Source organism: Chitinophaga sp. GbtcB8 (assembly GCF_019091455.1).
Taxonomy (GTDB): Bacteria; Bacteroidota; Bacteroidia; order Chitinophagales; family Chitinophagaceae; genus Chitinophaga.
Window position 1 is genome coordinate 35298 of the sequence record NZ_JAGXJN010000034.1, and the last position, 22670, is coordinate 57967.

Consider the following 22670-nt stretch of genomic DNA (forward strand, 5'->3'; position numbering starts at 1 on the left):
GGCATAATTGATAAAAAATAATAATTGATATGGATGTAATATATTTTGTGAAAGCACTACTTAAAAAGAAATGGTGGATCATTATCAGTACGATAGTGGCCATTGTGCTTTCGTTTGTTTTCACCATGGACCGTGCAAAGCTGTATGTGTCCAACGCCCAGATATCGACCGGCTTTACTATTAACGATGATATTAAGCTGCGCGATGAAAATAATGTGAACCTGTTTGAAGCGGATGTAAAGTTTAACAACGTTGTTGAAACCATCAACTCCCCTACCGTTATCAGCCTTCTTTCCTACCAGCTGCTGATACACGACCTTACCTCTGCCAAACCTTTCCGTTTCCTCACGGAAAAAGACCGCCGCACCCCGGAGTACCTGCAGTTTAACCGGATAGCGGGTTTGCAGCTGGCGCGCCATAAGCTGGACTCTTTGCAGATGCTGACCTCTTACCAGCCGGAAGAGCGTAAGCTGCTGGAATATATGAAGCTGTGCAAGTACGATTATGAATCCCTCCGCAAACGCCTGAATATAGGCCGCCTGCAACGTACGGATTATATTGATATGTCTTTTGGTTCTGAAAACCCGGAGCTCTCCGCCTTTGTGGTGAACACCCTGTATTACGAGTTCACCCGTTACTACCGCAGCATGCGTTCAGAACGTTCTGTGGAAAATGTAGGCACCTTTGAAGCGCTGGTGAACCAGAAGAAAACAGAGCTGGATCAGAAGATAGATGCGCTGCGTAACTATAAATCATCTGAAGGATTGCTGAACGTAGAAGCGGCCAGCGGCAATGAGCTGGGCCTTATAAGCCAGCTGGAAAAAGCGCTGCTGGATGAAAAAGCTACCTACAACAACCTCAGCTCCTCCCTGCAAAGCGTGAATGAACAGTTAGCGCAAATGAACCAGGGCAGAGCGGTGTATGATAATAACAACGCGGAGATTGTAACGCTGCGCAAACAGCTGAACCAGAGTAATGATGAATACCAGCGCGGCGGCAGCACTGACGCGGACCTGGCTGATAAGATAAAGACACAACGCGCACAGCTGCAAAGACTAATGTCCAGCTCCTCCGTGGCTACCGGTAAAACCGTAAGCAAAGATGAGCTGATACAGAAAAAAGCATCGCTGGAAGCTGATATAAAAGCATCCACGCTGAACATAGCCAGCCTGCAAAATAAGATTGGTTCCCTGCGGGGCTCCGTAGGGTCCTATGCTAATAAAGAAGCTACTGTAAGCACCTTACAGAAAGAAGTTGACCTTGCCCAGGAAGAGTATAATAAGCTGAAAGAAAAGCTCAACACGGCACTGGACAGCCGTCTTGCGCCCCCGGATGATTTCAGGCAAACGCTGAAAGGCCAGCCTGCATTTAAACCGGAATCTTCCAAGCGTATTATCATCATGGGTATGGCCGGCGCATCCGTGTTCCTGTTAACCACCCTGGGGGTATTATTTATGGAGTTCTTTGATAACTCTATTAAATCTCCCTCTGTGTTTGAAAGGCATGTGGATCTGAAGCTGATCAGTACTATTAACCATGCTGACCTGCACAGGTACAGCATTCCGGAAGTTTTGCAAAAGCAGATCTCGGACGATGACGCTTCCCGCAAAAGGCAGAACACGTTCCGGGAGCTGCTTCGCAAGCTCCGGTATGAGGTTGAGAGCAGTAACAAATCCATTTTCCTCTTTACCAGCACAGAATCCCAGCAGGGTAAAACCACGCTGGTGCAGGCCCTGGCCTATAGCCTGAGCCTGAGCAACAAACGGGTACTGATCATTGACACCAATTTCTGTAACAATGACCTTACCGTAGCGCTGCAGGCCAAACCTACGCTGGAAACCTTTTCCATGGCCCCGGAAGAAGTGAGCATTGAAAAAGTAAGGGAAATTGTTACCACCTATTCCGTAGAAGGGATAGAAGTGATCGGTTGTAAAGGCGGCGACTATACGCCGTCTGAGATATTGCCCCGCAACCACCTGCTGAACTACCTGCCGCAGCTGAAAGGGTATTATGATTTTGTGCTGCTGGAAGGCGCCCCGCTGAATGATTATACAGACAGTAAAGAGCTGGTACACTATGTAGAAGGTGTAATAGCTATATTTTCCTCCAGGGTATCATTGAAGCAGAATGATAAGGAATCCATACAATTCCTGCAGAGCATGAATGGTAAATTATTGGGGGCAGTGCTAAATAATGTAAATGATGACTTCTTGGAATTGTAGTTGTCTGAAAACAACAACAACAACAGTATGGAATCCATAACCCCAAAACTAAAATTTATTTTCTCCTTCCGGCCGGCGACATCAAGACGCTATGCCTGGGTGGATTATGCAAAAGGAATCGCAATTATATTTGTAGTGTACAGACATGTATTATATGGATTATTGTATAGCGGCGTATCAGTAACGCCCGCTCTGATGGATGCAAATGAAATGTTGTACGGGTTCCGTATGCCGTTATTCTTTTTCCTGTCAGGCCTGTTCTTTGCCTCCAGCCTGCAAAAGCGGGGGGCTGCGGACTTCCTGGTAGCCAAGATCAATACTTTGCTGTACCCCTACCTGTTATGGTGCTTCATCCAGTTAACCCTTCAGATCATTTTTTCAGAGTATACAAATTTTAAACGGGGTGTTGGCAATTATATTGACATTCTTATTCACCCCCGCGGCATGCTGCAGCAATGGTATTTGTTTGCGCTGTTCAATGTAACGGCGCTGTACCTTTTTAACCATGTGGTCGTAAAGCTAAAAGCGCCGATGCAGCTGCTACTGGGCCTGGTAATGCTGGGGCTTATTCCTTTGGCAGGCACCATCAGCACCCTTTCCGATGTAATGATGTTTTATGTGTTCTTTTGCCTGGGGCACCTGGCTGCGCCTTATTTTTTCCAGGATAAGATACAACGGCAGCTTACCTCCGGTTATAAGGTAATGATACTGCTGCCCTTTTTTATACTGGCGCAATATTACACTATGGAGCACCCGGAGGCCAACATGTACATTTTTTCCGCACTGGCCATGTTTGGCGCACTGCTGGTGATCATGATCTCTTTTTTGCTGGCCAAATACCAGCGCGCTGTTTTTTTGCAAACATTAGGTCACTATTCATTATACATCTACCTGCTGCACCTGGGCATTGTATTCCTGTTCCGTATGGTGCTGTTACGGCTGAATGTGCAGCTGAGCATGCCGGTAATGACACTGATACTAATGACTTTGGGGATCACATTATCCATTATACTCTACAGGCTCTGCCTGTTGTTACACCTGGAGTTCCTGTTTATAGGGCCTTTTAAAACACAGGCGGAAAAACGGCTTGTGGCCAGCGCAGCAACAACAGATAAAGTAAGTGAACAATGAGAAAACCGGAAAAAAAAATCATCAGCGACCAGCTGCATAGATCACTGATCATCCTTTTTGTAGGGATGACCATTCTTATGCTGCTGATCAAAACAATGTTCCTGTAAGGGAGTATAACGGTAAGGCATACATGCAATTGACAAAGAAAAATATTACGCTCTGGTTCATAATACTGTTATGGGCGATCATGGTACCGGTGCTGGCCTACGTGGCCTCCACCGACCTGAAGGCGGGCGTTGGGCTGAGTGTAATGATCATAGGCGCTGCCATTTGCCTGGTATGCGTGGCCAATTATAAGCTGGGATACTACATCTACATCACTATTACCATGACGCTGCCTTTGCTGGAACGTATGTCCGGCTCAGAACAGAGTGTGGGGATAGTGATGGATGCGCTGCTGCTTTCTGTGTTGTTCGGCTGCATTTTTAAACGGGGTGATGAAACGATCAAAAAAGTAAAGTTCTTTAAGGATCCGCTGTTAGTATGCCTGTTCCTGTACCTGATCATCCTGGTAATGGAATTTTTTAACCCGGAAACGCATTCTTTCCTGGGCTGGTATGTGTTTATGCGGGTGTCTTTGCGCTGTTATATTTTCCTGTATGTAGGACTGAATGTTTTCAACAGCCTCCAGGACGTGCGTACTTTCATGAAGTACTGGCTGATACTGGGTACCGCGGCTGCCTTCTATTGCTGCATACAGCAATGGCATGGCCTGCTGCCTTATGAGCAGGCGTACATTAACAAGTACCGGGAAAAGTTTGGCACTACCATGATTATATCCGGTATAAGGCTATTCTCCTTTATGTCGGATGCAGCGGTGTTCGGGATCATTATGGCCTGTAACATCATCATGATGCTCATCCTCCTGACTGCTAAAAGGACCGTTATTTCCATCCCCATCAAGATCGTCATTATTGTATCCATCATGCTGCATGTGCTGGCGCTGGGTTATTCGGGTACGCGTACGGGTTATGTAATGGTGCCGCTGGGATTGATGGTGTTCTTTATGGCCAACCTGCAAAAGCGCAATACTATTTTAGTGGCCATGGCCTTTGCGTTTTTTTCGCTGGTAATATTGTACGGGCCTTTTCACAGCAACGCTACTATTGTGCGGGTTAGAACAGCCTTTATTGGCAAGCAGGATGAATCTGTGAATGTGCGTGACCGTAACCGGCACCGCATACAACCATACCTGCAATCGCATCCATTTGGGGGAGGCGTAAATACAACCGGTGGTAACGGGGTTACCTATAACCCCGGGCATCAGCTGGCCGATTTCCAGACGGACAATGGTTTCCTGCGCGCTGTGCTGGAAACGGGCTGGATAGGCATGCTGCTGATAGCCGGTCATTTGTTTTTCCTGATACAAATAGCGGTATCAAACTTTTTCCGTGTGAAATGGGAGCTGGACAAGCTATTGATGATAGGCATTGCTGCCGCCAGTTTTGCAGCAGCCATATCACAGTATGCGCAGGACACCACTACCCTGGTGGAAACATCTATTATGTTGTATGCCTTTATGGCCATTGTAATTAAAATTAAATACCTGGAAAGGGCGTAAATATTTGCTGGTGGAACCGCACTTCATAAGTTTCCGGACTAACGGAAATTTATAAGCGGGGGCCATCATGCAGTTTTAAAATCTAAATATTGACTGATGAAACGAGCCTACATTACCTTTTTGGCAGTATGTATAAGCCTGGGGGCTTTTGCACAGCTGCAACAACCGGATACTTCTGTTTTATTAAAGCTGCCGCAGGATCCGTCTATTATTGCACGGTTTAAACAAAAGCTGGTGGAACTGGCATTGCAAAACCCGGACGTACGGCAGTATGACGCCCAGAAAGATATCACCAAATACGAAACACGCATTGCCAAAGCAGCCTGGCTAAACCACCTTACGGCTGCCGGTAACTTAAATGAGTTCACCATTAAAGGCAATAACAATGGTAACAACCCGCAGGCCAGCTTTTACCCCCGTTATAACTTTGGGGTAATAATACCGCTGGGCCATTTTATTTCTATCCCTAACGAGGTGAAGAAAGCAAAGGCACAGGGCCGCGTGGTACAAAAACAACAGGAATCCGCTGCGCTGATCATTAAGGATAAAGTATTGGAAGCGTATGAAGAATATTCCGCCAATAAACAGCTGGTAGAGCTGCACGGCCCTATCCTGGAAGATGCATTGGTGCATTACAACCAGATAGAAGAAAAGTTCCGTGCCGGCACTGAAGGTATTCCGCTGGATGAATATAAAGCGGCCTACCACGATTACAACGTAGAAATGGTACAGAAGGTATTGCTGGAAAAAAATCTGCGTCAGTCAAAGCTGGCGCTGGAAGGCATTGTAGGCATGACCCTCGAAGAGGTGATGCGCTTACTGTAGTATTTCTCTTTGTTGATCGTAAATTTTATTGTAATGATCTTAAGGCATATGATGCTGCTGGCGGGCCTTTGGCTATGCGGTAACGCGCACGGGCAGGATGTTGTGGATTATGCCCCCATGCAAGCAACACAGGTTAAGATCAGTCCGTGGCAAACCAGGCCGGCGCTGATCTACACACCGGACAAACCGGTGCCTGGCAAAAAGTATCCGCTGCTGGTTGCCTTTCACGGCAGAAGCATTGCGGGCAAAGACCTGGGTAAAATATTCCGGGAAGGCGTAACACGGCAGATCCATGAGGGCAGGAAAATTGAGGCCGTGAACCCGAAGGATAAAAAGTTATACGAGTTCATTGTGGTGGCGCCACTGGCGGAAAGCTGGTCGTTCTCCCCACAGGATGTGGATCCGATGCTGGATGATGTGATCAAACGTTATCCGGTGGATACTACCCGGATCTACCTGACCGGTTATAGTGCCGGCGGGTGGTCAGTAGAATCTGCCAAAACGCATAACAAACACCTGGCTAACCGGATAGCTGCCTGCGTTACTATGTCGGCGCCCATTACGGACAGCCCGTATTTGAAACGTTACCGGCTTGTAACCGATGCCAACATACATACCTGGTATTTTGCCGGGCTGGAAGATGGGTACGTGCTTAGAAATGCGCACACCTATGTAGATAGTACCAATAAGTATAAACCCGGGCTTACGCGTTTAACCGTGTACCCTGGCGGGCATTGCTGCTGGCACGAGTTCTACAATCCGAAGTACCGGGAGAATGGACTGAGTATTTATGAATGGCTCTTGCAATACAGAAAGTAATTGCGAATTGTCAATTACGGGTTGGACACTGCGTAGTGATTGCAACTCGTAATTGGCAGTTTATAGTTGTGGAATTGTGTGTTGATAGATTGGATTTGAAGTACATAATTTGTAATTGATAATTCGTAATCCCCATGGATAGACGGAAAGCACTCAAAGGTTTCCTGCTCTTCGGCGGTGGCGCTGCCGCGGTAGCAGCCGGTTTTAAAGGTTACCAATGGTATAGGAAACCAGACCTGCAGCATTTGCCGGGTTATAAAGCGCTGATCGCTGAGCTGGCGGAAACCATTATACCGCGCACGGATACGCCCGGCGCTAAAGATGCCGGTGTGCAGGATTATATCATTACCATGATACAGGACTGCACCCCCACCAAGCTGCAAAATAAATTCATGGATGGGCTGGTGGATGTGCAGCAGTATGCACAAGCCCAGTACAGCCGCTCCTTCCTGGAATGCAGTAAAGAACAGCGCCATAATGTGCTGGCGCATTTTGAAAAAAGAGACCGGCAATACAGCGGCCTGGCCGGCAAAGTACAGCGCAAATTATTTGGCGACAGCTTTTTTGTAACCCTGAAAAAATATACCGTGCAGGGTTACTGCACCTCTATACAGGGCGCTACGCAAGGGCTGGCCTATGATTATATCCCGGGCAAATACCAGGGCTGCGCAACGCTGGTACCCGGGCAAAAATGCTGGGCCACCTGAAATTAAAAGACCCCTGAAAAATGCGAATTACTTATATCATATTTATCATCAGTCTCTTTATCCTGTTCTACAACTATATAGGATACGGGTTGCTGCTGTGGGTAATAGTACGCATTAAGCGTATGCTGGTACGTACAGCGCCAGCCCCTGCCCCGCCCTATGAGCCGGATGTAACGCTGGTGGTAGCAGCCTATAATGAAGAAGGGATCATTACTGCGAAAATAGAAAATACCCTGGCGCTGGATTACCCGGCACATAAAAGACACCTGCTGTTCATCACAGACGGATCAACTGATGCTACCCCGCAGATCATTAGCCGCTACCCTGAGCTGCAATTACTGCACACGGATAAGCGGGGCGGTAAAACTGCAGCCCTGAACCGGGCCATGGAACAGGTGCAAACCCCTTACGTTATTTTCTGCGATGCCAATACCCTGCTGAATAAAGACGCTATACGCAACATCGTAAAACATTATGCGGATGAAACTGTAGGCGGCGTGGCCGGCGAAAAGAAAGTGATCAGTGACGACAGCAGCGGAGCTGCAGCCACAGAAGGTATTTACTGGAAGTATGAATCTTACCTGAAAAAGCTGGATGCAGAGCTGTACTCTGTGGTGGGCGCAGCCGGGGAGCTATTCTCCATCCGCACTGCCTTATTTCAGCCGGTGGAGGAAGAGGTGATCCTGGACGATTTTGTAATTTCCCTGCGCATAAACCTGAAAGGCTACCGGATTGCCTATGCACCGGACGCCTATGCCATGGAAACGCCTTCCGACAATATTGCGGAGGAGCATAAGCGGAAGATCCGCATCAGCGCCGGCGGTTTCCAGTCTATTGTAATGCTGCGGGCCCTGCTGAACTTTTTCCGCTTCCCGGTAGTATCGTTCCAGTACATATCCCACCGGGTATTGCGCTGGACGCTGAGCCCTTTAAGCCTGCTACTATTATTAGTAACAAATATAATGTTAGTAATATATCCGGGGGGCTGGCTTTTTTACGCTTTCCTCCTTATTCAAGTAATGGGTTATGCAGCAGCATTTATAGGTTATAGCCTGGCAGAACGTAATATTAAGATCAGCATATTTTATATCCCTTTTTATTTCCTGTTCATGAACATAGCGGTGTACCAGGGATTTTACCGCTACCTTACCAACACCCAGTCTGCAGCCTGGGAAAAAGCGAAACGTAGTAAAATATAACAGGTATGGAAAAACAATTACCACTCACAACAGACAATACCCTGGCGCCTGCCGCCACTATTACCCCTGCTGCACCGGTAAATGCAGCCAAAGCCCCCAAGAAATTCATTGGCTACATTCACAATTTCCGTGGAGTGGCCATTATTTATGTAGTAGGCGCGCACATTTTATTAAACTGGAGGGAAGGGTCCGTATCGCATAAGGTGCTGGACATTATTATGCAAAACTCCACCATCCTGTTCCTGTTCATTGCAGGTTACTTATTTCAGCACCTTTCTGCCAAATTTGAGTATAAGGATTACCTGGTTAAAAAGTTCCAGAACGTAATTTGCCCTTACCTGCTGTTATCCATACCAGTACTGGCTTACCGCCTGATATCGCAGGATATTAACGGTTTTACGCTGCAGGATCACCCGGATTTTGCATCATGGAGCCTGTGGCGCCAGGGCAGCTATTATTTACTGCATGGGGCGCATTTGCAACAGTTGTGGTTTATACCCATGATAGCTTTATATTATTTGATAGCGCCCATATTGCTGTATGTGGACCGGCATCCGAAATTATATTACGGTGTTTTGCCGGGGCTTATTATCATATCATTAGTGGTACAACGCAGTACCTTAAGTGATACGCTGGTAATGGCGGTGCACTTTTTATCCGTATATGTTTTTGGAATGTTCCTGAGCCGTTATAAAGATGAATACCTTGTATTTGCCCGTAAATACTGGGTTTTAGTAACGGTGCTGCCTATAGCTTTTTTAGTATTGAATTATTTTATAAGCCCACGCTTTTATGATAATGTGGACTACACACATAAAATGCTGTTCTGCCCTTTTTACCTTTACTGGCTCTGGAGGCTGGAAAAATATGTGCCGAAATTTGTAGATGTGCTGGCGGTGCTGAGTTTTGGTATTTATTTTGTACACTACTTCTTTGTGCTGTTATTGAGAGGTGCGTACCAGAAGATATTTCACGCAGCTATGCCGGGTAATTTAGTGGTTTGGACCGTATGCCTTATAGTAGTAATGTTACTTTCCATATGGGCGTTACAGTTAACTCAAAGGATCTTAGGGAAAAAGAGTAAGTTCCTGGTGGGCGTGTAACTTACTGGAAATTTTAATAAAATTTTAATAGAACGGGAAAAATTTGTTTGCTAACTTGCACAGATTTTCATCGTGTAGACTATTACGTTGTTGTTGATCTGAATTGTTTTGTGATCATCTTCGGGAATTCATCTATTCCAATATTTTAACCATTCATATCCCATGAAAGAGCCTGGTAACAATGAAATATTACCGGATACTCAATCATAATATATGATCAAATTCTATCTCCGATTGGTGATGCTGATGCTCATTTGCACTCAGTCATCCTTTTCATGGGCACAAAGCGTGCTGGATCCAAATGATGCAGTAGTAACATACAACTCTTCCAAGCCCCCAGTGAAACCTGCCTATAACCAAATTGGCAAATGGGTAAGGTCCAAGATCCTGAGCTGGAACACAGACGATTACAAATGTTATATCTATAATGATATGCAGTTCCGCCTGCTGTACCCCAAAAACTTCAATGCGGCGGACACTACCAAGAAATACCCCGTTACCATTGTATTTCACGGCACAGGTTCCAAAGGAGATATTTATAATAACGAAAAACAGCTGGAAGCAGGCGGCACCCAGCACCTGGCTAAGCGGAACAACGGCTCTTATGACGGGTTTGTGATCTTTCCGCAGAATCTGACCGGTTTCTTTGGTAATACACAATATGATTACCTGGTGCAGATCGTCACCAATTTTATGGCTCCCCAGCTGCATGCGGATATATTCCGCGTAACCATAGACGGTTATTCTGCCGGCGGGCAGGCCACCTGGGATATGCTTATCCGCCATCCTAAATTTGTGGCCGGTGCAACGCCCATCAGCGCAGCAAAAGACACTTACGATGATTCTATAGAGCTTTGGAAAGCCATACCCGTATGGCATTTCCAGGGTGGTAAAGATGGTAATCCCAACCCGGCCGTAGCTACGCTTATTCAAACATCTGCAGTAAATGCCGGCGCCAACTATAAGCTCACCATTTACCCTACCCAGCCACATAGCATATGGAATATTGCCTGGAATGAAGCTGATTTTTTCCCATTCATAATGCGGGCTAACAAAGCCAATCCCTGGCCATTATATGGCCATTACCAGTATTGTACCGGCGAAACTGTAAATACCACGCTTTGCCTTACTGCCGGATTTGATGCCTACCAGTGGCGTAAGAATGGAGCGGTAATACCCGGCGCTGCCGGCAATACGCTGCAGGTAAGCAGCTATGGCACCTACGATGCCCGGGTAAGGAACGGCAACACCTGGTCTGACTGGTCGCCCATGCCGGTAGTGGTAGGCGCCAAAGCACCTACCATAACACCCGCTATAACCACCAGCGGCCTGCAAAGTAACGTGCTGCCCACACCGGAAGGGAAAGACAGCGTAGTACTGTCAGAACCGGAGGGTTATGACACTTATAGATGGATGAAAGCCGGTGGTACAGATACTTTAGGCCGTAACAGTACTTTTGCCGCACGTGATACCGGGGGGTATATAGCCCGGGTAACCGAAAAATACGGTTGCTCTGACAATTTCTCCGCACCCTTCCGCGTAATTCCGGCCAATGGCGCACATGCCCCGGATGCCGCTGCCGGCCTCATTGTTTCCTCCCTTTCCCAAACCCAGGTAAAGCTGAACTGGATCGATAAACCATCGCCCGCGTATAATGAAACATTTTTTGAAATATACCGCACTCTTACACCAGGCACCAGGTACCAGCTGGTAGCTAGGGTAAATGCGGATGTGCTTACCTATACAGATGCCAGCCTGCCCACCAACACCCGCTTTTATTATATTATAAGAGCAGTGAACGATAACGGCGCAGCGCCTGTAAGCAATGAAGCCAGCGCCATTACCAAAGCAGATACCACTGCGCCGGTTGCGCCATCAGCCTTAACCAAGGTAAGCGCCACCCGTAGTACCGTAAGGTTAAAGTGGGGCGCCGCTACAGATAATGTGGGGATAGACAGGTACGATGTGTATGTGGATGGTATTAAATCCTACACCACACCTAAAGACAGTTTTGCCATAACCGTATATGGGCTTAATTACCGCCAGGTATACAACTTTGTAGTAAAGGCACGCGACCTGGCAGGCAATGAATCGCCGGCCAGCAACCAGGTATCTGTTGCAGCAGTAAATGCCACTGATACCATTACCCTGGGCAATGTACCATCCATACCATATAGCTTAACTGCCCTTGCTGCATCCTTTAACCAGCTGCAGATAAGCTGGGCTGATAGCAGCGGCCGTGCATCTGCCTTTGAAATATACAGAAGCACCAGCTCCGGCGGCACTTACCGGATTGCAGCCACCGTGGCCGCCAATCTGAGAACCTATACGGACGGAGGTTTGTCGGCCAATACCAGCTATTATTACAAGCTCAAAGCCATCAACAAATACGGCAGCAGCGACTTAAGTAATTATATTCAGGGCACCACCAGCAAAGCAGTATCCCCTACCTCGCCCAACGCACTCACAGCTACCCCGGTATCAAACAGCCGGATAGACCTGCAATGGACAGACAGGAGCAACAATGAAACCAGCTTTGAGCTGTACCGCTCTTACAACAATAACAGCACCTATGTATTGCTGGCCTCACTGGCTGCCAGCTCCGGCACCACCGTGCAGTACTCAGATACCGGGCTGTTTGCCAATGGTGTCTACTATTATAAGGTATTGGCTAAAAACGGAAGTGCCACCAGCGGCTACTCCAATGAGGTAACCAAGCAAACATTGAACAGCAAGCCTGTTATTACGGGCGCGGCCAATCAAACCATGCGCTACGGCACCCAGCTAACTTATCATATTACCGCTACAGACCCGGATAATGAACCTGTAACCCTGGCTGTTACCAACCTGCCGGCTTTTGCTTCCGTTACCGACAGTAGCACAGACAACTTTACCGTTACCTTCTCCCCTGCCCAGGCAGATACCGGCGCATATACGATCACCGCAACTTCTGCAGACCAGCATAACGGCATTACCACACAAACATTTACACTAAATGTAGATGATAACTATCAACCGGTATTAAGCCCCATTGCAAATATAACCCTGGCAGAAAAAGACAGCCTGCAGGTAAGCCTTTCCGCCAGCGATGCAAATGCCGCGGATACGGCTATATGGACTGTTACCGGCCTGCCTTCCTTTGCAACGCTTACACCGGCCGGCCATACTGCGCAGCTGCTGGTAAAACCCGGTTATGCAAATGCCGGCACCTATAATGTAACGGTGAAGGTATCAGATAACAGAAGCGGACTGGCTACCCGGCAATTCACCATTACTGTAACAGACGTAAATCCCAACTATAAGGTATACGTTAATTTTACGGATGGCTCTTATACAGCCGGCAGCCCCTGGAACAATACCAACAGGAAACCCCTGCAGAACGATGTGTTTTCCGGCTGGAAAGATGATAAAGGCAGCGCCACCGGCATTAGCATGACCGTGCTTACGCTCTGGCAAACCGTGAACGGCGGCGCCAATACCAATAACCAGGGCTATAATGCCGGTAGCAATGCAGGCCTGTACCCGGATAATGTAATGACCAGCAACTGGTGGACCAACACTGACAAACAAACCATGCAGCTCAGCGGCCTGCCCACAGCATATAAATACTGCTTCACCTTTTATGGCAGCCGCTATGGCGTATCAGACAACCGCATTGCCAATTATACTATTAACGGTACCAGCGTAACGCTGAACGCATCAAACAACACCAGCCAAACCGTAGCTATCAACAACATAAGGCCGGATAGCGCAGGCAATATTAAAATAGACCTGCAGCCTGCTGCAGGCTCCCAGTATGCTTACCTGAATGCGATGGTTATTACCGTTGTTTATGACGATGGTACTGCGCCTGCCCGGCCGGGTAATTTTACAGCCGCCAGTGTTACGCAGGGTGTAAAGCTAAGCTGGACAGACCAGGCGTATAATGAGGACAGCTATGAAGTATACCGCAGCCCCTCTAAAACAGACACCTTTACGCTGATACATACCGGCGCGGCTAACGATACCGCCTATACGGATGCTGATGCGGCCAGCGGCCAAACCTGGTACTACAAGGTAAGGGCGGTTAACAGCCACGGCGTTTCACCTTTTACAGATACTGCATCCATACTGGTGCCCAACAAAGCGCCGGTACTGGCAGCAATAGATAATGTGATCATAAAGGCAGACAGCACCCGGCAGATAGCCCTTAGCGCTACAGATGCTACGGGCGACACTATAACCCTGCGTGCCAGCGGGTTCCCTGCCTTTGCCACGCTCAACGCCACCGGTAATGGCGCTGCCACCCTGCAGCTGGCGCCTGCCAGCGCCAATATTGGCAAATACACGCTAACGGTGGTTGCAAAAGACAACAAGGGCGATTCCAGCAGCCAAACCTTTACCGTACAGGTAACAGATAACAAAATATCTACCGTATATGTGAACTGCAACCAGGTACAACCAGCCGGCGCACCCTGGAACAACTTTAATTCGCTGCCCAATGTAAATGCAGGCATCAGTAATATGAAAGATGAAACCGGCGCAGGCAGCGGCATCAGCATTACCATACTGGATGCCTTTACCGGCGCCAATAATGTAGGCGCTGTAACCGGTACCAACTCCGGCGTGTACCCGGATACAGTAATGCAAACATTCTTCTACGATCAAAGCAGCACCGCCAGGCGCATACGCCTCAGCGGCCTTTCCGCCACCCGTAAATACAACCTGGTATTCTTTGGCAGCCGTACCGCTGTATCAGATAACCGGAACACTATTTACGCAGCGGGCGGCGACAGCGTAATATTAAATGCAGCCAGCAATACAGCCAATACCGTGCAGCTCAATGGCCTGGCGCCGGATAGCAGCGGCAATATCATCTTTACCGTAAAACAGGCTCCCGGCTCCTTCTCCGCTTACCTGAATACGCTGGTAATACAGTCTTATGTGGATGATGGCATACCCATTGCCCCGGATAACCTGACCGCTACATCCGCCAGCAGAACCAGCATACAGCTGGCCTGGGCAGATAAGGCCAGCAATGAAACCGGCTACGAAATATGGCGTGCTAACAGCAAGAACGGCGCCTATACCGTGCTGGCTACCGTGGGCGCTAATATAGCCGCCTACACAGACAACAATGTCAGCGCCAACACCGTATATTATTATAAAGTAAGGACCCTGGCAGGTACTGCAGCCTCTGCATTCAGCAATATTGCCGGCGGCAGCACCATGGCCTACAGCCTAAGTATTAATTTTACTTCCGTAAACCTGGCGCCTGCCCCCTGGACGAACATCACGGTATTACCGGATGCAGGGTACCGGGTTACTAACCTGAAAGATGATGGCAGCAATACCACCGGCGTTAATATGACCTTCCTGGCGCCCTTTGCAGGCTCTAACCCGGCCGGCAAACAAACCGGCAATAATAGCGGCGTGTACCCGGATAAAGTGCTGGCAGAATCTTTCTATACAGAAGGCGCAGATACTGCACGTATAAAAATGAGCGGGCTGGATCAGCTGAAAGAATACTCCTTTACCTTCCTGGGCAGCCGTGCAGATGTGGGCACCCGCATTACCGGTTACAAAATAGGCAGCCGTGCCGTAACACTGGATGCGAATAATAACACCCAGAACACGGTGACCATTGATAAGGTAAAACCGGATAATAACGGGGAGGTATATATAGACATTTACTCCACCTTCGACTTCGGTCACCTGAATGCAATGGTGGTAAAGGTATTCCCTGCTACAGACAGCACTAACCTTGAAACCCTGCCGGTAAACGGAGCTGCCGCCACTATGGATAACGGGCGCAGCACCCAGACCATAGGGCTCATGGGCGCTATGAGCGGCGTAGCGGCAATAAATAACACGCCGGCGAATGCAGTGGAAGCGGTGACCGTATATCCCAACCCGTTCACCAGCTTTATTAACCTGAACTTTACCATAAGCAGCGGGCAAACCGCCAGCCGCATACAGGTAAGGTTAATAGATATGAATGGGCGGCCAGTGCTGCTGAAAGACCTGGGCAACAAGGGCAGCGGCGCCTACCAGGAAAGGCTGGAGATCAACAACCAGCAGCTGCAGCGTGGCATATACCTGTTACAGGTGCTGTCCGGTAACAACCAGATAAAAACACTTAAGCTGGTAAAACAGTAAAATAATACTCCCTTTACAAGGGCTGGCTAAGAAGTAACTGCAGGCAGGTAAGCAGCGGTACTTTTTGGCCGGCCCTTCATATTTTATAACACCCTTATTTTAGCCTTCCCCAAAACGGTTATTGCACAAATCAGGAGGTTTACCAGTAATTTTACGCCATTTACCAACTTTTAACTACCGGGAATATTTTTATTCTCTAAATTGCGATGAATATATCGAGTAGGGACAATTCCACTTCTTTTCGACCATCTCCTGAGAAAACTCTCCTATACTTAATAATTTAACCATCACTTCCGATGAAAGAGCCTGGTAACAATTAATTATTACCCGGATACTCAATCATTTTATATGATCAAATTTTACCTCCGCTTAATGCTGGTGATGCTTACATGCATATGCACGCAGCAAACATGGGCACAAGTGCTGAATCCAAGCGATCCAGTAGTCACCTACAACTCAGCCAACCCGCCCACACAGCCAGCATGGGGGCAGATTGGTAAATGGGTAAGGACCAAACGTGTTAGCTGGAACAGCGACACATACAAATGTTACATCTACAAGGGCATGCAGTTCCGCCTGATGTATCCCAAAAACTTCAACGCTGCGGACACTTCCAAAAAGTATCCCCTCATCATCTTCTTCCACGGTATTGGGGAGAAGGGATCTATCTATGACAATGAGTACCAGCTGTATCATGGAGGTCAGATACATCAGAGCCGGGTACTATCCGGAGCATTTGACGGCTTTCTCCTGTATGCGCAGAATAATGGCGGATACTGGGGAAATACCCAATATGATTACATGAATGAGCTCATTAACAACTTCTTTATCCAGCAGCTTAATGTGGATCCTTTCCGCTGTATGATCGAAGGTCTTTCCGGGGGCGGTATGGCCACCTGGGATTTTCTGTTCCGTTACCCCAAGCTGGTAGCGGCAGCTACGCCTATCAGCGCGGCAAATGATACCTATGATAATTATGTACAAAGCTGGAAATACACGCCCCTCTGGCAATTCCAGGGTGGTGTGGATAAGAACCCCGCACCGGCTGTAGCACTGATGATCCAGACCGCAGCACAGAATGCGGGCGCCAACTATAAATTAAAGATCTACGACGGTCAGGGCCACGGCGTATGGAACTTAGCCTGGGGCGAATCGGACTATTTCCCCTTTATGTCCCGCGCCTATAAGTCCAACCCATGGGCTTTATATGGCAGAACGGAATTTTGTCCCGGTGACCCGGTAAATACCACCCTGGGGCTTACCGCAGGATTCGATGCTTATGAGTGGCGGAAAGACGGCGCACTCATATCTGGCGCTAACAGCAATACGCTGCTGGTGACCAGTTTTGGTACGTATACAGCCAGGGTAAGAAGCGGCAGCAGGTGGTCCCAGTGGTCGCCTATCCCTGTTGTAGTGCAAACCAAAGCGCCTACCGTAACGCCTAATATACAAATGGCCGGCCTGCAGAGTAATGTACTGCCCACACCGGAAGGTAAGGACAGTGTAATACTTTCTTTGCCGGATGGTTATGCCTCTTACGCATGGATGAAGAGCGGTGGTACAGATACCTTAGGCAGGGCAATGAACTTCACTGCCCGTGAAACCGGCAGTTATATTGCCAGGGTAACCGAACAATACGGTTGCTCCAGCAGCTTCTCCACTCCTTTCCCGGTTATTAATGCGGCTGGCGCCAATGCGCCTGATCCTGCCGGTGGATTACTGGTTACGCCATTGTCCAAAACACAGCTTAAGCTTAACTGGACGGATAAGCCATCCCCGCTTTATAACGAAACCGCATTTGAATTATACCGCGCCGCAACTGCCGGTGGTCCCTACACCTTGGTAGGTAAGGTGAATGCAGATGTGCTCACCTTTACTGACGCCGGCCTGATGGCCAATACCCGCTACTATTACATTGTACGTGCCGTAAATAATAACGGCGCAGCACCGGTGAGCAGCGAGGCAAACGGCCTTACCCTGGCGGATAACCAAAAGCCCACAGCTCCGGGCAGCCTGGCACAGTCCGGCGCCACCCGCAGCTCCGTGAACCTTACCTGGACTGCCTCTACGGACGATGTAGGCATCGATAAATACGATATTTATTTTAACGGCAAAAAGACCTTTACTGTTCCAGCCGGCACTACTTCCTTTGCAGCTTACGGCTTAGCGGCCAAGACTATTTACACGGTAGTGATCAAGGCCAGGGACCTTGCCGGCAACGAATCTCCGGCCAGTAACCAGGTAACAGTAGCTACCTATCAAAGTGGTCTTAACTACAAGTACTACACCACTACTGCCAGCTGGACGGCATTACCCGACTTTAATACTTTACTGCCCGCCAAAACAGGCGTAGTGTCTACAGTAAGCACCAGCCCAAGAACACAAAGCGACCGGTTTGCATTCATCTGGCAGGGATGGATCAACATCCCCACCACTGGTAACTATACATTTGAGACCAACTCAGATGCAGGCAGCAAGGTATACATCGGCAGCGAAGTATATGATCCCGCTGCAACGCCGCTCGTGAATAATGATGGCGTACACAGCTCACAATACAGGGAAGGCACTATTAACCTTACCAAAGGCACATACCCGATCATTGTTACTTATTTTGAAGTAACCGGTTCGGATAACATTACCCTGTACTGGAAAAATACCGCCAACGGCGTAGGCAGCCGTCAGTCCATACCTTCCCAGTATTTCATTGATACGCTTAACCTGGGCGCTGCACCGTTAGCACCCAGCCAGGTAGCTGTAGCAGTAGTATCCCACAAGGCGCTGCGCGTAACCTGGAAGGATAACAGCAGCAATGAAACAGGTTTTGAACTGTACAGGAGCACCAGCTCAAACGGTACCTATACCATTGTTACAACAACAGGCCCCAACGTGATAACTTATACAGATACCACGTTGAATGCCAATACTACTTATTACTACAGGCTCAAGTCAATTAACCTGGCTGGCGCCTCTTCCAACTCTTCTTCTGCCAGCGGCAAAACGCAGGTATTGCCATCAATACCCACTGCGCCCAATACGCTTACAGCTACGGCTGTTTCCGGTACGCAGATCAACCTGGCCTGGAAAGATAACTCCAGCAACGAAACAGGTTTTGAAATATACCGCTCCGCCAACACCAATGCCAATTACGTGCTCATAGCCACCACGGCAGCGAATGCAACAGCAAATGCATCTTACTCAGATCAGGACCTGTTCCCCAACGCACGTTACTACTATCGCGTAAGGGCTAAAAACGACGGCGGTAACAGCGGTTACACCAACGAGGTGAATACGCTTACGCAGAACAGCCTGCCGGTGATCACCGACATTCCTGACAGGACTATGCGTTACGGCACTACCCTGTCCTTTAATGTAGGCGCCAGCGATCCGGACGAAGAAGATGTAAGCCTAACGGCTACCAATGCACCGGCCTTTGTTTCTTACGGGGATGATGGCAGCGGCGGTATCCTCCTTACCTTTAACCCGGGCATAGGCGATCAGGGTACTTATAATATCCAGATCACCGCTACAGACCAGCATGGCGGCGTAAGCAACAAAATCTTCGCCCTCGTTGTGAATGACAACTACCTGCCGGTACTGAGCCCGATCAATAACGTAAGCGTAGCCGAAAAAGGCAGCGCTACTGTAAACCTCAGCTCCAGCGATCAGAACGCCAGCGATCCTACCAACTGGACCGCCACCGGCTTACCTGCGTTTGCTACGCTTACACCTAACGGCAACACCGCCACTATACAGCTGGCGCCCGGTTATGCCGATGGTGGCGCTTACCCGGTAACGATCAAGGTAGATGATGGTAAAGGCGGCTTTGATACTAAAGACTTTACGATCACGGTAACCAATGTGAACCCCAACTATGCGGTATATGTGAACTTCACAGATGGCGCATACCAGGGCGCTGCTCCATGGAATAATACCAATAAACGTCCGGCACAGGGCGATGTATTCCCCAACCTGCTTAACAACAGCGGGCAGAACTCCGGTATCTCCATGAGCGTGCTTACGCCATGGCAAACCATAAACGGCGGCAGCAATACCAACAACCAGGGTGCTAACACTACCGGTGTATACCCGGCCAATGTAATGACCAGCAGCTGGTGGACACAGGCTGTGGCGCAAACCATACGCCTCACAGGCCTGAATTCAAAATACAAATACAGCTTTACGTTCTTTGGCAGCCGCGCCGGTATCAGCGATGCCCGCGTAGCCAGCTACACTATTAACGGTGTAAGCGTAACACTGAACGGAACCAATAACTCAACACAGACCGTTAATATCAACTCCATAAGCCCGGGTGCAGATAGCAGCATTACTATTAACATAGCACCGGCTGCCGGCTCTACTTATGCATACATCAACGCCATGGTGGTGAATGCAGCCTTTGATGATTCAACGGCACCGGCCAAACCGGGTAACTTTATCGCCACCGCACAAACCAACGGCGTTAGGCTTAGCTGGACAGACCAGGCGTATAATGAAACCGGCTACGAAGTATCCCGCTCAGCTACACAGGGTGGCGCATTCACAGTGCTGAACGATGGCTCCTCTAACGCCAACGACACTACGTATACAGATCTGAATGCCACCAGCGGTCAAACCTGGTACTACAGGGTAAGGGCGCTCAACCAGTATGGCAGCTCTCCATATACGGATACCGTGGCAGTGATTATACCCAACAGGCCCCCGGCACTGGCTGCTATTGCTAACGTAAACATGAAGACGGATGCTGTACTACAGATACCTGTAACAGCTACAGATGCAGCAGGCGATGTGATCACGCTATCAGCTACCGGCCTCCCGGCCTTCGCTAACCTGCAAACGAATGGCAACGGCACTGGCTCCATTAACCTGGCTCCCGGCGGTACAGACATTGGTAAGTATACCATTACTGTAAAAGCTACCGACAACCAGGGCGGCTCCAGCACCCAGACCTTTACCGTACAGGTAACAGATAAGAAGATCAGCTCCGTATATGTGAACTGTAACCTGGTAGAACCTGCCAGCGCACCATGGAACAACTTTAATGCACTGCCCAACACCAACGCAGGTATCAATAATATGCAGGATGAAGCAGGCGCCGCCAGCGGCATCAACGTAACCATCCTGGATATATTCACCGGCGCTAACAATGTAGGCGCAGTAACCGGCGATAACTCCGGCGTATTCCCGGATAACGTGATGCACACGTTCTTCTATGACCAGAGCGGCACCGACAAACGCATCCGCATCAGCGGCCTGTCAGCTGCCCGCAAATACAACCTGGTATTCTTTGGCAGCCGTGAAAGCGTATCCGATAACAGGAACACCACTTATGGTGCAGGCGGACAAACCGTTACACTCAACGCAGCCAGCAACACCAGCAACACAGTACAGCTCAATGGCCTTACACCAGACGGCGACGGTAATATCATCTTTACCGTAAGGCAGGCCAGCGGCTCCTTCTCTGCATACCTGAATGCTTTTGTCATCCAGTCTTATGTAGATGATGGTACACCGTTGGCACCGGCCAACCTGGTAGCTACCTCTAACTCCAGGACCAATATACAGCTTACCTGGGCAGATAAATCCAACAACGAAACCGGGTATGAAGTATGGCGCTCAACCACCCGTAACGGTACGTACAGCCTGCTGGCTACCGTGGGCACAAATGTGACCACTTACACCAACACCGGCTTAGCACCCAACACCGTGTTCTACTACAAGGTAAGGGCAATAGCAAGTGGTGTACAGTCAGCCTACAGCAACATTGCAGCAGGTGGTACACTGGCATACGGCATTTATGTAGACTTTACGGTTACCCAGATCTATGGTGCGCCGTGGAATGCTACCGCTGCCCTGCCAAACGCCGGCCTGGCCTGGAATAACCTGAAGGATGATGTAGGTAACACCACCAGCGTAGACCTGAGCATTGTGAACAACTTCACCGGTACTAACCCGGCGGGTGCACAAACTGGTAATAACAGCGGCGTATATCCTGACAAGGTGCTGGCAGAGTCTTACTACACAGAAACAGATACTGCTGTAATGCTGGTAAGCGGCCTGGATCTTACTAAACAGTACTCCTTCACCTTCCTGGGCAGCCGCGTTAGCGGTGGCACAAGGGTAACGGCCTACAAGATCGGCACTAAGGTGGTAACACTGGATGCAAATGATAATACCAGCAACACCGTTACAATAGAAAATGTAGTGCCGAACAGCAATGGTGAAGTAACCATCACGGTTTACACTGCCCTTAACTACGGCTACATTAATGCGATGGTGATCAAGGCCTTCCCGCCGGATGACAGCACCACCCTGCAAAGCCTGCCTAACGGCGGCGGCACAATGGCCAATGGCCGCAGTACCAATACCGTTGGTATCATGGGCGCCCTGACACCTGGTTTACAGCAGGCCGCTAATACCCTGGCAGATGATGTAGATGGAGTAACCGTTGAAAACGTATATCCGAATCCGTTCAGCAGCTATATTAACCTGGCCATTCGCCAGACAAAAGAAACCCGTATACTCATCCGCTTACTGGATGGTAACGGCCGCCTGATACTGGCCAAAGACCTGGGTAAGAGAAGTGGTGGTGTGTACCAGGAAAGAATAGATGTAGGCAGCAATGCATTGGGCAATGGCCTGTACCTGCTGCAGATCCTTTCTGAGAACAAACCAGTGAAGACGATCAAGCTGATCAGACATTAGACATTAGATTTTAGCTCTTAGATTTTAGATTTAGATTTAGATTTAGATTTGACCGGAGCGGACGTATTGTCCGCCCTGGTCAGGATCTAAAGAAAATTAAACAATAGGATTTTAGATCTTAGATTACGATCCTAGATTTGACCGGAGCGGATAAGACCCGCCGCTATCAGATCTAAAATCGTAAATCTAAGATCGTAGATCCGGTTACTGCGGTAACCGGATTTTTTTTCATATATTATACCGGATACATTTTAGCCTAGTAA

10 protein-coding genes are annotated in these 22670 nt (G+C 48.7%); all 10 read left to right on the forward strand.

The annotated features are described in order from the left end of the window. Window positions 1-29: 29 nt before the first annotated feature. The 10 genes from KVT36_RS24180 to KVT36_RS24225 all read left to right on the forward strand — a co-directional run bounded on the left by KVT36_RS24180 (window position 30) and on the right by KVT36_RS24225 (window position 22407). Window positions 30-2222, forward strand: a complete 2193-nt coding sequence (locus KVT36_RS24180) for a hypothetical protein (protein WP_217606029.1) — start codon at window positions 30-32, stop codon at window positions 2220-2222. Window positions 2223-2249: 27 nt separating this feature from the next. Next, window positions 2250-3353: an acyltransferase gene (locus tag KVT36_RS24185; protein WP_217606030.1), complete on the forward strand. Its 1104-nt coding sequence runs from the start codon at window positions 2250-2252 to the stop codon at window positions 3351-3353. Window positions 3354-3483: 130 nt separating this feature from the next. Beyond that, the gene (locus KVT36_RS24190; protein ID WP_217606031.1) at window positions 3484-4914 is read left to right on the forward strand and encodes an O-antigen ligase family protein; all 1431 of its coding nucleotides are present in this window, start codon (window positions 3484-3486) and stop codon (window positions 4912-4914) included. A gap of 96 nt (window positions 4915-5010) precedes the next feature. After that, entirely contained in the window at window positions 5011-5739 is a 729-nt protein-coding gene (locus KVT36_RS24195) for a TolC family protein (protein WP_217606032.1), read from the forward strand. A 33-nt stretch (window positions 5740-5772) separates the two neighbouring features. Then, window positions 5773-6558: a hypothetical protein gene (locus KVT36_RS24200; RefSeq protein ID WP_217606033.1), complete on the forward strand. Its 786-nt coding sequence runs from the start codon at window positions 5773-5775 to the stop codon at window positions 6556-6558. 134 nt (window positions 6559-6692) lie between these two features. Then, a complete protein-coding gene (locus KVT36_RS24205) occupies window positions 6693-7265 on the forward strand; it encodes a gluconate 2-dehydrogenase subunit 3 family protein (protein ID WP_217606034.1) in 573 nt (190 codons plus the stop codon). Window positions 7266-7285: 20 nt separating this feature from the next. Beyond that, a complete protein-coding gene (locus KVT36_RS24210) occupies window positions 7286-8464 on the forward strand; it encodes a glycosyltransferase family 2 protein (protein ID WP_217606035.1) in 1179 nt (392 codons plus the stop codon). A gap of 5 nt (window positions 8465-8469) precedes the next feature. Further along, entirely contained in the window at window positions 8470-9567 is a 1098-nt protein-coding gene (locus KVT36_RS24215; protein WP_217606036.1) for an acyltransferase, read from the forward strand. 213 nt (window positions 9568-9780) lie between these two features. Next, on the forward strand, window positions 9781-15705 hold the full coding sequence (locus KVT36_RS24220) for a putative Ig domain-containing protein (RefSeq protein WP_217606037.1): 5925 nt from the start codon (window positions 9781-9783) through the stop codon (window positions 15703-15705). Between the two features lie 348 nt (window positions 15706-16053). Beyond that, window positions 16054-22407, forward strand: coding sequence for a fibronectin type III domain-containing protein (locus KVT36_RS24225; protein WP_217606038.1), 6354 nt, complete (start codon window positions 16054-16056; stop codon window positions 22405-22407). Window positions 22408-22670 lie beyond the last annotated feature (263 nt).